Origin of the sequence: Paenibacillus xylanilyticus (assembly GCF_013359935.1) — a bacterium.
GTDB classification, from domain to species: Bacteria; Bacillota; Bacilli; order Paenibacillales; family Paenibacillaceae; genus Paenibacillus; species Paenibacillus xylanilyticus.
This window is the reverse complement of the sequence record NZ_JABMCB010000202.1, coordinates 165,063-178,557: the sequence shown is the minus strand read 5'-3', so window position 1 is coordinate 178,557 and position 13,495 is coordinate 165,063. Positions and strand designations below refer to the sequence as shown.

The 13,495-nt window shown below is 38.5% G+C and carries 10 protein-coding genes and 2 pseudogenes; 9 read left to right on the top strand and 3 right to left on the bottom strand.

Annotation, left to right across the window (positions count from 1 at the left end; genetic code table 11):
* Positions 1-467: 467 nt before the first annotated feature.
* Positions 468-1,580, top strand: coding sequence for a hypothetical protein (locus HP552_RS27625; protein WP_175398585.1), 1,113 nt, complete (start codon positions 468-470; stop codon positions 1,578-1,580).
* Positions 1,581-1,641: 61 nt separating this feature from the next.
* Positions 1,642-2,148 carry a hypothetical protein gene (locus HP552_RS27620; protein WP_175398584.1) on the top strand — a complete coding sequence of 169 codons (507 nt, stop codon included), beginning with the start codon at positions 1,642-1,644 and terminating at the stop codon, positions 2,146-2,148.
* A gap of 499 nt (positions 2,149-2,647) precedes the next feature.
* Here the strand turns inward: HP552_RS27620 and HP552_RS27615 are convergent, their stop codons facing one another.
* Both HP552_RS27615 and HP552_RS27610 read right to left on the bottom strand, forming a co-directional pair.
* Positions 2,648-4,027 carry a sugar phosphate nucleotidyltransferase gene (locus HP552_RS27615; RefSeq protein ID WP_175398583.1) on the bottom strand — a complete coding sequence of 460 codons (1,380 nt, stop codon included), beginning with the start codon at positions 4,025-4,027 and terminating at the stop codon, positions 2,648-2,650.
* 11 nt (positions 4,028-4,038) lie between these two features.
* Entirely contained in the window at positions 4,039-4,854 is an 816-nt protein-coding gene (locus tag HP552_RS27610; protein WP_175398582.1) for a DUF6492 family protein, read from the bottom strand.
* Positions 4,855-5,051: 197 nt separating this feature from the next.
* Here HP552_RS27610 and HP552_RS27605 point away from each other — a divergent pair, with 197 nt between their 5' ends.
* Together HP552_RS27605 and HP552_RS27600 are read left to right on the top strand one after the other, a co-directional pair.
* Positions 5,052-5,813: a YheC/YheD family protein gene (locus HP552_RS27605; RefSeq protein ID WP_175398581.1), complete on the top strand. Its 762-nt coding sequence runs from the start codon at positions 5,052-5,054 to the stop codon at positions 5,811-5,813.
* Positions 5,814-7,050: 1,237 nt separating this feature from the next.
* Positions 7,051-7,295, top strand: a pseudogene (locus HP552_RS27600) (LbetaH domain-containing protein); the annotation flags it as partial.
* Positions 7,296-7,599: 304 nt separating this feature from the next.
* On the opposite strand, the pseudogene HP552_RS35945 reads toward HP552_RS27600, so the two are convergent.
* A pseudogene (locus HP552_RS35945) lies at positions 7,600-7,687 on the bottom strand (IS200/IS605 family transposase); the annotation flags it as partial.
* Positions 7,688-8,108: 421 nt separating this feature from the next.
* Here HP552_RS35945 and HP552_RS27595 point away from each other — a divergent pair.
* The 5 genes from HP552_RS27595 to HP552_RS27575 all read left to right on the top strand — a co-directional run bounded on the left by HP552_RS27595 (position 8,109) and on the right by HP552_RS27575 (position 13,188).
* On the top strand, positions 8,109-9,695 hold the full coding sequence (locus HP552_RS27595) for a glycoside hydrolase family 32 protein (RefSeq protein WP_175398580.1): 1,587 nt from the start codon (positions 8,109-8,111) through the stop codon (positions 9,693-9,695).
* 503 nt (positions 9,696-10,198) lie between these two features.
* Entirely contained in the window at positions 10,199-10,684 is a 486-nt protein-coding gene (locus tag HP552_RS27590) for a hypothetical protein (protein ID WP_175398579.1), read from the top strand.
* 162 nt (positions 10,685-10,846) lie between these two features.
* Complete coding sequence (locus tag HP552_RS27585) at positions 10,847-11,077, top strand: hypothetical protein (protein WP_175398578.1); 231 nt, start codon at positions 10,847-10,849, stop codon at positions 11,075-11,077.
* Between the two features lie 314 nt (positions 11,078-11,391).
* Positions 11,392-11,766 carry a winged helix-turn-helix transcriptional regulator gene (locus tag HP552_RS27580; protein ID WP_175398577.1) on the top strand — a complete coding sequence of 125 codons (375 nt, stop codon included), beginning with the start codon at positions 11,392-11,394 and terminating at the stop codon, positions 11,764-11,766.
* A gap of 756 nt (positions 11,767-12,522) precedes the next feature.
* Positions 12,523-13,188: a nitroreductase family protein gene (locus HP552_RS27575; protein ID WP_175399132.1), complete on the top strand. Its 666-nt coding sequence runs from the start codon at positions 12,523-12,525 to the stop codon at positions 13,186-13,188.
* Positions 13,189-13,495 lie beyond the last annotated feature (307 nt).

Sequence of the window (13,495 nt, the reverse complement as noted above, 5' to 3'; positions counted from 1 at the left end):
TAGTCTTCATAAGCGTTTGTTTACGTTCCTAGTGGACAATTGTAGTATTTACACAAAACCCAGAAATGTCTATGAGTAATGATTGCTTCATACCCAGATTAAATTACCATTAATTGGACATTAAAACATACACTTATATGTGATAAGTTTAATAAGCTAAATTTACATATTGGAGAGTGCTAAAGATATGCCTAAAAGAATACTTATTTTGATTTGCTGCTTTAGCAAAAGGGAATGACAAGTATAATATTGAGCTTGCATTAAACCCAAAAGAAACAGACTCATTTTTATGGAGTAATGCCCTAAAAGAAGGTAATGAACATTTTCTTAATGATGATTTCAAAAATTCGGATAAAACAGACGGATCTGCAAAGTTAAAATTTTCTATTGATGAAATAGATGAAACTTCAGTACATATTGCTGGGGAAGGTAAGATTAAAGTTAAATCGATTGAAAAATTTAAGTTTTTGATGGATGGAGAGCTTACGAAATATACCGTAAATAATCAAACTGTCTATTTTGGTCCTGTTATTGCAGAGGCTAAAAATGAAAAAAACATAGATATTGATACGGTGCTTACTCTGTTCATTGATCCTCAGACCGAGGAAGTTTATGTTACGGAGACCTATGGAACATTACAAAGTGACAACGGGGTTGGCATCTTGGCTTTTGGAGAGGTACCCTCAAGTTATTTGGAATTGAAAGATCAAATTATTTCAGATATGGTAAATGCTGATGAACAAAAGGTAGCTTCATCTACACCATCGAAATTCAACAGCAATTTTTGGGCAGGAGTGGCTAATGCCGAAACTCTTAAAATAGACTCGGCGAGTACGTTCAACTATAAAACATCATTTATGACTCAGGCGATAGGTAAAACTGGAACAGCTACAGGGACACCAAGTAGTTTTCCGGCAGCAAAATATGCTACTCTTGGCGTCAATATTTATACTAGAGAGAGACTCCAAGCTGGCAATGGTTCTTCTATGATCGAAACAAGACTGTGGAGTAACACACCTGCTGTAGAAGAGTATCTTAAAGCCACAGAGGATAATATGTATGGAACAGAAGTGATGACGGCGTACTTAGACATGTTCGTTGTCGGTGCAGGTAACTCATCATTACTAATCAATTATCGAAAAGATCTAAGTTATCCCCTTGATAGCACACCAGTTAAAGCTATACAAATTCCAATCTTAAAGGGCTACTTGAAAAAAGCCTATAACCTTCTGGCTACCACTTGGGCTGCTTATCAAAACGCTACATTAGGGGTAACTACAACGACAATAGATTCGAATGTCATGAGTAGTTGGAAAGCGTATGCTGAACGCAAAATAAGGAGTACAACAGGGAACGGCGCTATTGCTAAGAAAGCCGATCTTCCAAGTAAAACTGCAGGAGTGACCTCTTCCGCAGACTTAGATGGAGGTACTGCGGCATACTTCTACTTTGAGGAGCAAACGGATGGGACGAATAAAATGTTTATTAAAGCTAAGGCAGTATACCTATGTAATATTGGAAAGTCACTAGCTTTCTTTGTAACGCCAAAAATAGAGACATATTATAGTCATGAATTTTAGTTACTATCACTTATTGGAGGCATTTCATTATATTTAACCAAAATTTTAACGGGGTGTTCACTTGAAAAGAAAGATCATATATATCATAAGCATTTTGATCATTATCTGTGGCTTAGCATACGTGTACGAAGAAAAATCACAGGATAAACAAAACGATAACCCACATACTTTATATTTATTGAACGGAGTAATATGGCAAACTCAATTGCGAATAAGTGATACGTTGACCTACGCGGTGGAAAATAATAAACTTGAAACTGAATTTGTACGTTCATTGCTGACACTTTACGGTTATGAATCCGATGCCTTGCATGTTGCTCTTGATAAAAAGTATCAACATCTGCTAAATGGCTCCAATACAAGTGACTATATTTACGTGAAAATCAAAAAAAATAACCCTACTGTGCAACAAATGGATCTTTTAAAAAAATTATCTATTCTCTATAAAGACCTTTCATTACAGCAGAGTCAATTAATCAATGAAGATGGAATATTTAATGAGAAGATCTGGGGAAATATTTTGTCGATAGATAATGAAATAAATACGCTAGTTTCGCTTATTAAATAAAGTTAATCGCTTATAATATTTACTAAATAGCATCTAAGGTTCTGGGTGTTTTTCAAATAATGCACTTAGGCAAGTTACTTACAACCTATAACCAGTAGGAGTAAAAGGTGATAAAGTAATGTAATTAGTTAAGTATATGTCCGACAACGACAGCACAATCAGAACAAGAAAGCAGCAGATCAATGTGATCTGCTGTTTTTGTTTAATCAACTGGCAGTTGCAACAAGAGAGACTTCTAGAAAGCTGGGGAGTTAATGTCGAGGGACAAGAACATGTTCCTATTGCCGGATAGGCGTATATCTAATCGTCATCTTGCCTTTAATTCATTGAACTAGCGGGCAGGATAGTTGAATTTAACAGCCCGTCGCTCATGTGGAACGTATTTCCGCTACATCCGTTCATTGATACCGGTAAGAATCGGACGCCTATGCGAGAGGGGAATAACGATTCTACAACTGGTTGTCGATCTTTTTCAAGGCCTTAAAGTAATCTCCGTGCATTAATCCGGTGATTTATAAGATCCTGCACGATCAATCATTACCTTCCAATCCTCTGCTTCATAAGGCATGCTGTCCTCATTCTCCGGTACGCCAAGCTGGACCTCAAGAATTACCATCCTGGTTTCGGCTAGAATAGAAAAGAGGCTATTCAAGGTAATCGCAAACTGATTGCCTGTGGTCACCTGCCTGATCTGCCCGTTAATAAGCACCTGCCCACTGCCTGAAATTACAGTCCATGCTCGGCACCCTAATCGATGCTGGCGTAATCCGATATGTTTGCCAGGCAAAAGCGTCATATTCAATGTGGTTACGGTTGTATTTTCGTCTCCTACCGATCTCTCCATGATGCGATAGCTGCCCCAAGTTGCCTCGACGTACATCGGTTGCAGTGGAATACTGCCCAATTGCTCTTTAATTTCGTTTGAATCTTTTTTGTTGGCTATGAGAATTCCATCCGGACTTGCGACAGTGATAATACCTGGGACTCCGATGACGTGGATCGGGTAGGGGAGCTCGTTAACGATGTAGGAATCCGGGGAGGATTCGGATATTCTGCCGTGTCCCAATACATTGGAATCCAACTGATTACACAGAGCATCCCAGCTCCCGATATCCTGCCATACACCCTCATATGGCAGTACAACAGCCCGTTGCGATTGTTCAGCAACTTGTTTGTCAAAACTGCGTTCAGGCAACTGTTCATACAGGGTTAACAATTGTTCGTAATGAACCGGAAGGCCATTTTTTTCAATATGGGACAACATAAACGCAAGAGAGAAGGCATACACCCCGCAATTCCACAATGCGCCATGCTGTAGCAGGGTTTCAGCGACATCCAATACAGGTTTCTCTATGAATTGTATAACTGGTGCATAACCATTAGGTTCTTTTCTTCCTGGCAGGATGTATCCATATTGTTCTGAAGCGTATGTGGGCCTTGTCCCAATTAAAGTGATATCAGCATGAGTCTGTTTCAACATATCCGGAAGTAATTTGAAGCTCCTGAAAAAGTCCTCATCTGCGAACACATCCGCTGGCGCGATACAAATCATATCGTCAGGTTCAGCCGCTCCAGAGGATTGCAGATACAAGGTCGCCAAGGCAGCTGCAGTAAAAGTACCACGCTTAAATGGTTCTCCAATGACAGGTATCTTGCCTTTGGTATGACGGGCTGTAATGTCGGTCTGGTCCTGATGTGAAATGATGAGCGTTGAGTCCAGTAGGCCTGAGCTGTCAAGCTGGCGGCATACTCTGCTGATCATGGATTCTCTTCCGCCTGCAGGTGACGGAAGTATATCCACGAACAGCTTGGAGCGAAGCTCATTGGACAGCGGCCAAAGCCTTTTGCCTGCGCCGCCACTTAGCAGTACGATATGCATTGGCTTCCTCCTTAAGTTCGGGGAGTTTTACTATAAATTTTACGTTTGTGAAAGGAAAGAGACCGGTATTTAAGTGCAAAATTGCGAATTTGTTGTTCTTTTAACGAAGAAGCGTTCATGTTCAGACTTTTATTCATGGAACTCTTTAGGGTCATGCTGGCCGGGTTTTTCGAATACATAAAATTGGCATAGGTTTCATACTCAGAGAACCCAAACTGCTTCTTCTTATTGATATTTGAGATAATCGCTTTGTACCATGGCAGCTGATGGATCGTTTCGATTTTCTTTTTCAAAGCAGAGAGTTTCGATTTTTCGAACAGCATATAATGGGTGACAAAAGAGCGTGGGCGCGGCGCTTTCATGTTTAACAGCTTGCGGTAGGTGTTGAAATATTCTGGCTGACTCCAGTCGCGACAGTAAAATACCGTCTTATTTTCAACAATAAATGAATGAGGTTTAATGAGCACCGTATCCGCATCCATCACCAGAAAGTGCTTCGCTCTCACAATGTGATCCCCGTTCATTTTAAGCAGTTGTTGGTATAACCAGCCTGAGCGGTCCCAGCGGGATGATTGATAGTGTATATCGTTTTTGGTGATAGGCAGGACTGACCGCTCGTTAACAAAAATGCAGTGTTTGCGGGAACAAAGGTTTCTGATTTTGTTGCTGGTCGGGGAAACAATATAAATCTGTCCAATCGGATGCCGGACATAACGGCGAATACTATCGATAACTTGAGGAAGGGTGCTCAAATCTTTTTCGATCGCAGGTATAAGAACATCGATCATAGGCGCACGATTTAACTGTACTCCATGCTGAACTGGCATCGTCTCAACTCCTTGGACAAATGGTTACATCTCGTTCATGATATGTGTGCAAAATTGGTTTGGTCAGGGCATGTGCGAATATACCATTTTTACGAACAAGGGCATTTGTTTAGGGTTGTTTTATCGGTATTACATATAATGCATGATCTTGATGAAACATCAGGATTTGATTCATTTGTTGAAGGGAGAAGTGTTATATGGGGGTTGATAAATTGAAGCCGTTAAGAAGCAAATGGTTGAAAACAAAAGTGATCCTCAATAATGGTTCTATCAAACCATTTATACCTGATACGCAGCGATATAACAAAGCCAACCTGTGGTCCATGATCAGCAGATACGGTATGGTTTATATTAAACCCGAGATTGGCACTTACGGAATGGGTGTCATAAAGGCGGAGATGCTGAGTCATCATAATTTTGCCTATCAGATTGAACAAAAACGACTGTCGTTTGATAACTTTGACTCGTTCCATGCAAGTCTTGTACGTCTGGTGCATAAAAGAAGCTATCTCATTCAGAGAGGAATCAATCTGCTTAAGCACAACAAGAGGCGCTTTGATATCAGAGTCATGATACAGTTAAGTCCCGACAATCAGTGGGAGGCTACGGGAATCATCGGCCGACTCGGTCATCCGAAAAAAATTGTGACCAATTATCACAGCGGTGGTAAACCAATGGATGTTCACAGACTGCTGGAATCTCATGCATCCCTGAAACGCAGAAATGAACTCATCCAGGAGATGAATGAGCTTGGATTACGTATTGCACGCCACATGAAGAAAAAATACCCGTACCTTAAGCAAATCGGCGTTGATATTGGGCTGGACCGGAGTTTGAAACCCTGGATTATTGAGGTGAACGTCAAACCGGACCCTTATATTTTCAACCAATTAAAGAACAAGACAATGTATCGAAGGGTGATTAAATATTTCCGCCATGCTGCTAAAAAAACAAAATAACGTTTCTCTTTTAATCATAACAATATCACCCCCCGCAGTCCGTTCTTATTCTGTAATCTATGCAGGGACCGAGCTGTTCTTTTAGAGAGATACCCTTACTTGGCAGCCGTCTTGTCGTCATAGATTTTGTAAAAAAAAGTGAATATTTCCCGAAAATTACTCTTAGCAGAAATCCAGAAATGGCAGCATGAAACTAAGCCCAGCTTTAGTGGTTTTTAAAAACTGTGCTTCTTAGGATGTATGGAGTGGGCGACTTCAATCTGTGCCGCTCAGAGATATTTGTTGCCTTAGCGCGTTTTCGAGGATTCTCGTTTTCCGGCACTTTCATTCTGCCCATGAACTAGGCTAGCCCACGATGCTTCCAAAAGGGAGCCACATACCGTGGTGCACCATGGCCGTTGTAGTCAGACTAACGGATGGGTTCGCGACACCACAGCTTAACGACCTTCCTCACCAGCCGTAAGAATAGTCTAAAACGCAGCATCAAAATTTTCATTACGCTGTGGTGCCCCGAGAGGGGCATGGATGGCTAACGGGCAGTTTGTTTGAAAATAGAAGATCCGTCTTGTAATGTATAAGTTGCCTTTAAGTAATACAACAATTTCCTTTCCTCGTGATATAATTCAGAAAAATTCATCGTCTGTAAATTAGATGTACATATGGAGTGCTACTTAAGATGAACGATATTTTAGAAGATATAATTAACAGGTTAAAGATAAGCTTGAAAGAGGATACAAATGGAATAATAATTGGCGAGTTCAATGATGTGATTTCTAGTATGAGTTCAATTCTCTTCATCTAACTCAGTACAAATCATTTCTAGAAAAAACAAATGGTGCACAGTGTGGGGCGATTGATTTTTGGTCCTATGAGGAATTACCTGATAATAATCAATTTAATCAGAACAGAGACATCTGCTTTTTTACTGATATGGTGTATCCAATCAAGGTGTTAAAATAGGTAAGACATGGTATCAATATGAACTAAAAGATAAATCATGTAGTTACCACAATTAGAATGCACTACAAAGATTCGTATGCTGCATTGTATCAAATGATATTTAATTTGTCTGGAGAAGTGGAGGACAATCACATGTCTCTATAAGGTTTTAAGTCAATCCGTGAAGATACAGTGAATCACATGTGAAAGAAGCCGTTCGATAAATGTCGAGGGACAAGAACATAGTCCGATTGACGATTAGATGTATATCTAAACAGTGAGTACATCACTTCAAACAATCCATATATACACTGCTACACATCCGCTGAATCCAATGGAAAGAAATAAAGGACCCGAATATGGAAAGCCAGTAAACATCAGTAATAGTGTATGGGTTGGTGGTAGAGCTATATCAATCCAGGTGTGACGATTGGTAATAATGTCGTAGTTGCTTCCGGAGCAGTTGTAACTAAGGACGTTCCAGACAACATGGTAGTTGGTGGCAACCCAGCGAGAGTAATTAAACAAATCGAGCAAAATTGAATATCGGTTTTGCTTTGATGGTGTAAGAGATGTGATGCATATTTGAAAGACTAAGAACATCTAATGAGTTAGCTCTCTATTTTAGGGAAGATTTATTGGTGGTATAAAATTTAAATGGACGCTATTATTCCAACAATGTCTCCTTTGGATGTGTTCTTTATTAAGCAGAGCTACAGTCTCAAGATATGCTGAGAAGTAATTATTTTTATAACCTGCACACCTATCACGAGCCTGAAAACGTATGTTCAGCTCAGTGTTATTTGTTACTTCCCCTTAACAGTTAAACTGGTTTACTTTTTTTTCTTCAATTCTCCCTGAACGGATCTTCGTACTCTTTCTTTTACACTCAGTTTGTCTATGGCTTGGTCGTACGCTTCTTGTTCACGATTATAGTTAACCTGACTATTCTCTCTGTCTACAGTCACGTCTTATAGCAGGGAAGTAAAACAAGCAGTAATTGTAATTTTATTCAAATTTGCTCGCCCCACTAATTTAATTCAGCGTCTTTCAACGACATCATTAATGTGCATTTGTAAACAAATTAGTTTTCCGATACAGAAGTAAGACTGAAAAACTTAATGAAAAGCTCTTTACTTCGCTTATTTCAACAATAAAAATGTTCAAATGTAAAATTAATGTGCAGAAATAACAAAAAAATATGTGCAAATAAGATAATATATTTTGACAAATGCACTTCATTGGATTATTTTGTTAATAGGAGTTGAGTTAGCTCCTCTAAGCAATTATCTTCCAATATAGTTGTCAAGCTAGTTGCTTACTTCTAATTAAGATTTTAAATCGAATTAAAGGAGAGTGAGTAACATCAAAGAATTACATTTATCAGGAGAAATGAGTAGTAGTAAAGAATCTGAGAATATATTTTTCAAAAACAGATTCAGGCCCCAATTACATTATTCACCTAAGAAAAATTGGATGAATGATCCTAACGGTATGGTTTACTATGAAGGAGAATATCACCTTTTCTACCAACATACGCCTCATGATACTGAACCTGATTTTGACAACATGCATTGGGGGCATGCGGTAAGCAATGATTTAGTACATTGGGAGGAACTTCCTCCGGCGATTCTTCCTGGCGAAGATGGAGCGATCTTCTCGGGAAGCGCGGTGGTGGATAATAACAATACAAGCGGATTTTTTAACGAGAATGGATCTGGATTGGTTGCAATTTATACTAATAATAGCAACAGTGCACAGTATGGAAAACCACAGGTGCAAAGCATTGCTTATAGCAGAGATAAAGGCCGAACTTGGACAAAATATAAAGGTAACCCTGTTTTATTCCCAATGAAAACGCTAGATTTCCGTGATCCGAAGGTATTCTGGCATGATGAATCCTCAATGTGGGTAATGGCTCTTGCTGTGAGAGACCGTATCGAATTTTACATCTCACCAAATCTTAAGGAATGGTCTTTTGCAAGCGAATTCGGTTCAGACATTGCTGGTATTCACCGAGGAGTATTTGAGTGTCCTGACTTATTACAAATCCAAGTAGATGAGGAACCTGATATTACTAAGTGGATTCTGATACTAAGCGTTGGGGATAGAAATGGTGTGAATCCAAAGGATCCAGAACCACCAGCTGGCGGTTCCGGTATGATGTATTTCATAGGGAACTTTGATGGTAGGTCATTCACACTAGATGATACGTTGGAATCTTTAGATGCTATCAGATGGATAGATTACGGATCTGACTTTTACGCCGCCGTGACATGGAATGGCATTCCGAAAGAAGACGGACGGAAGATTTGGGTCGGCTGGTTGAACAACTGGCGTTATGCCACCGCTCTTCCTTCAAAGGAATGGCGTGGCCAAATGTCAATCCCCCGAGAGATTCAGCTTAAGACATATCCGGAAGGAATTCGCTTAATTCAAGTACCTGTAAGTGAGCTAAGTCAACTCAGAAAACCGATTATGTCTCTGCAAGACTTAACGATTAAGCCAGGTAGCAACATCTTATCTGATATTTCTACTGAAAAGGCAGAAATTATTGCTGAATTTGAAATCGGTACTGCAATAGAAGTTGGGTTTAAGGTGAGAATGTCTGCCAATCAGGAGACGATCATCGGATATAATATCTTGAAAGAGGAGTTGTTTATCGATCGGACAAAGTCGAATGACATTGATTTCCATCCTGACTTTGCTGCAAAACACAAGGCCCCTATGAAGCCAGAGCATGAACGAATACAATTGAGTATTTATGTTGATTGGGCTAGTGTCGAGGTCTTCGGCAATAAAGGAAAAGCAATCATCTCAGACATGATTTTCCCGGACTTGGAAAGTAGAGGGTTAGAACTCTATACTCTTGGCGGAGAGCTAAAGATTGTTTCACTTCAAATCAATGATCTGGTAAGCATCTGGGGAAATGCTACATTTTAATGGTTACATCCCAGTTTTCGGCACCCATAGGTGTCCAAAATAATGAATATAAGATACTTCAAAAATCAGTTGAAGCATTTGTGAAAAAAATTGAATTCTTAACCGCTAATTCTAATGAGATGAGACTAGCGGTTCTTTTTTTATAAAAAGAGTGAAGAGAGCAAATTAACATCAACAATGAACAATGGAACAATATTTTTGTCCTCCGATGTCGCGCGATAAGAACATTGTACCATTGCTGAAATGGACAAGAACTTTGTACCATTGCCGAAAAGGACAAAAACATTGTGTCATTTCGGATTAGGTAGGTATATAAACAGTTGGATGATGGAACTCATGTGGCTAGATAAAAGCCACAGAACTCAGTTCCATTGCTGAAACATGGTACCAATGTCGATTTTAATTCTTATCTGTTTAATTAAACTAACGGGCAGGATAGCATAATATCTTAGCAACCTTCCTCCATTTCCGAACGTCGATAACTGATGAAAAGGGGGATTATTATGAAAAAAATGATGATTACACTGATAGTCATTTGCTTCATTCTACCTGGCTGCTTTTCTAATCAAACGGGAAATGAGCCAGTGAATGTGAATAATAAAGAGAAACTTGTGATTGAAAACGAAAACAATCTTACTTTGGATAAAGTGACAGCCGCTTTAAAGACTGAGGGAATTGAAATGTTTATAAAAGAACTGAATAATGATTGGATATTAAATAACGTTCACGCAAACAGGTTTTCTGTGTCTCGACCAACTGTAAAAGAAGTTTATAAAGAGTACATTTCAGTGTACATTTTTAATTCAGAGACAGCTCGAAGAGAAGGTCTAAATGATTTCAATCATCAAAAGGAAAAGTATGATATGCAAATACCAAACATCTATGAATATAAAAATGTTCTTATTCTGTATTGGCATAATGAAACCGTAGACAATTCGAAGAATGCGAAATTTAATAAACAAATAGAAATGGCAATTCAAAAAATTTAAATTCAGGGGTTCGACATTAAACTAACGGTGGAACGTTAGTTCAATAACAACAAGAAAAGCAGTCGATCATCGTGATCGGCTGCTTTTGTTCAGCTAACGGGCAGGATAGTTGAATTGATGTTAAAATGTAAGTAAATAAAGCAATAAGGGATGAGGAAAAATTTGAGGGAAAGATTTTCGATTGAAAAAGCAGAATGGTCTGATACAAGAGAAAAACAGTATAGAAAAGACTGTTTAGATATCGTGTTTCAGTTCGGTGATAATATAAAAAAGATTGATGATAAAACGTATTTGATAAGAAACCGTGAACTAATCGAGATATTGAAACCAGATAAACAAAGATCATTTTGGTATGAAACTTGGTTAAAATTAAAGGATTACTACGGGGTATAATCATTTAGCTCCATATTTCTGTTAAGCTAACGGGAAACGTTAATTTAATGACAACAGCTGCAGTCTAAGACTTTATTTTTCAAGTCTTGGTCTGCCGCTGCTTCTTTTAATGGACTTGTCAAAAAATTATTTTCTAATAGCTGACGATTCTTCTCTTTAAAACCTACGGTAATTCAACGACTCCAGTCTAACACTTTATTTTCACCAAACAGTTACATATGCTAGAATATAATCATTTCTCATCTTTTTGATGAAGCAATAAACATTCACATAGTACATTTTTTTGTACTTAACAGTAGAAAGCAGGTGAAAAGGTGTCTAGATTATATAAGGATGGATTTGATAAAGAGTGTATAAAGGAACATAGAGAAGAAGTTTATGGCATTGCCTATACCCAAAACATACTTTCTGGGCGTTGGAAATATATCATTCTTTGGTATTTAAAGACCAAAGAGCGTCGTTATAGTGAGATTAAAGCTTTTTTATGGGATATTCCACAAGGTTCTCTTACAAAGCAACTTCGAGAATTAGAAAGAGATGGCTTAATAAATCGTAAAGTTTATCCAGAGGTTCCTCCTCGAGTAGATTATTCATTAACCTCAAAAGGGAAAGAATTCATTCCTATAATTAATTTGATGGAAGAGTTCGGGAAGAAGTTCGGGGAGCAGTTTGGGGAGCAGGTAGACTAACCAAAGCGTTCTATTTATCGTTTACAATTTACCCCAAAATTTAAATGGTGGATAAAGTAATAGTTGTGGGAGGAGAGATCGTTCTAACGGCAGTTTTCTTTTACGATAAAAGTTTGTGAAGAAATGTATTAAAGTAACGTAGGAAGAAGTAAAGACCCTAAGCTGTCATTTTGGCAGCTTTTTTTTGCACTAACCAAGCTATTCAGTACAAAAAATGTACTAAGGCAATTTTTATTGCCCTCTTTAAAAAAATGAGAATTGGTTTTATTCTATTGTCTGTAACAAAGTTACTCAATGCACCAAGTTGATAGGCAAACGGTGTAATAAACTGAATCTGTCATTTTAGTGTGAAACGCTGATGTGGGTTCATCTTTCAATCTTTTGAGTTAGATCCATACTTTTGCCCCCGTTCTAGATAAATTCAATCCGTTAAAATGTGAGGAGGTCCGTTTCACCATGTTATAGTTAGCACGCTAAATACATTTTGATAGTGGGGGCATACCTATGATCTTTAAGGTTGGATGCGATTTTCATGAGTCGTTAGATAAAATTTCATTCCAAATGCGTCGAGATTATAACGAAAGTCTAAGAGAACTTAATCTTCATGTACGCCAGGATAAACAACTCGCTCGTTTGTGGTTAGGTAAATGGAATAACACAAATGTAACTAAGCTATGTGAACATTTAAAATGCGTACCGCCTATGGTAACAAATATGGAGAACAAAACAATCAAGTTATTTCTAGGAGGAATTACAATGTCAAACTCTCAAAATTCAGAAAAGATCGAACAGCAACTGTTCTTAGATGTGATTCGTGAACGTCGTTCTGTTCGTTCATACGATCCAAACGTGCAGATCTCACGTGAAGAAATGACTGAAATACTCGAACTGGCAACATTGGCTCCTTCGTCTTCGAACCTTCAGCCATGGCGTTTTCTCGTTATCGATACACCAGAGTTGAAAGAAAAGCTTTTACCTATCGCGTTTAACCAACAACAAGTAGTCGAAGCTTCTGCCGTTATTGCTGTGCTAGGAGATCTGAAAAGCTACCAGAAGGCAGAAGAAATTTATGGTCAGGCTGTTGAAGCAGGCTTTATGCCGATTGATACGGCTAAATCATTCATCGAACGAAATGTTGATATGTACTCAAACCTGCCTCCTGAAGAGACGCTACAAATTGTATATACGGATGGTGGCCTGATTTCGATGCAGCTCATGCTTGTCGCACGATCCAAAGGTTACGACACTGTTCCGATGCATGGATACGATAGAGCAAAGTTATTTGAAACGTTCGGAATTTCCGAGCAGTATGTGCCGGTTATGATCATTGCGATCGGAAAAGCAATGAAACCAGGACATCCTACTACTACACGTCTTCCTATTGAGGATGTAGCGTTCTTTAACGAATTTCCATCAGAATAAGCTTGACTTAATGCAAAGAAGTATTTCATATAAAAAGTAAAACTTTATTTTATCCCTATTAATTTATATGCCTATAAGGGGGACTCGAGATACGTGCAAAACAGGTGAAAAGGTGTCTAGATTATATAAGGATGGATTTGATAAAGAGTGTATAAAGGAACAAAGAGAAGTTAATGGCACTGCCTATACCCAAGACATACTTTCCTGGCGTTGGAAATATATCATTCTTTGGTATTTAAAGACCAAAGAGCGTCGTTATAGTAAGATTAAATCCTTTTTATGGGATATTCCACAAGGTTCTCTTACA

What these genes read in the sequence shown, in the direction of transcription:
- HP552_RS27615 (WP_175398583.1), bottom strand. Translation starts at nt 4,027, where the DNA reads ATGCATATCGTACTGCTAAGTGGCGGCGCAGGCAAAAGGCTTTGGCCG.
- HP552_RS27610 (WP_175398582.1), bottom strand. Translation starts at nt 4,854, where the DNA reads ATGCCAGTTCAGCATGGAGTACAGTTAAATCGTGCGCCTATGATCGAT.
- HP552_RS27605 (WP_175398581.1), top strand. Translation starts at nt 5,052, where the DNA reads ATGGGGGTTGATAAATTGAAGCCGTTAAGAAGCAAATGGTTGAAAACA.
- HP552_RS27590 (WP_175398579.1), top strand. Translation starts at nt 10,199, where the DNA reads ATGAAAAAAATGATGATTACACTGATAGTCATTTGCTTCATTCTACCT.
- HP552_RS27575 (WP_175399132.1), top strand. Translation starts at nt 12,523, where the DNA reads ATGTCAAACTCTCAAAATTCAGAAAAGATCGAACAGCAACTGTTCTTA.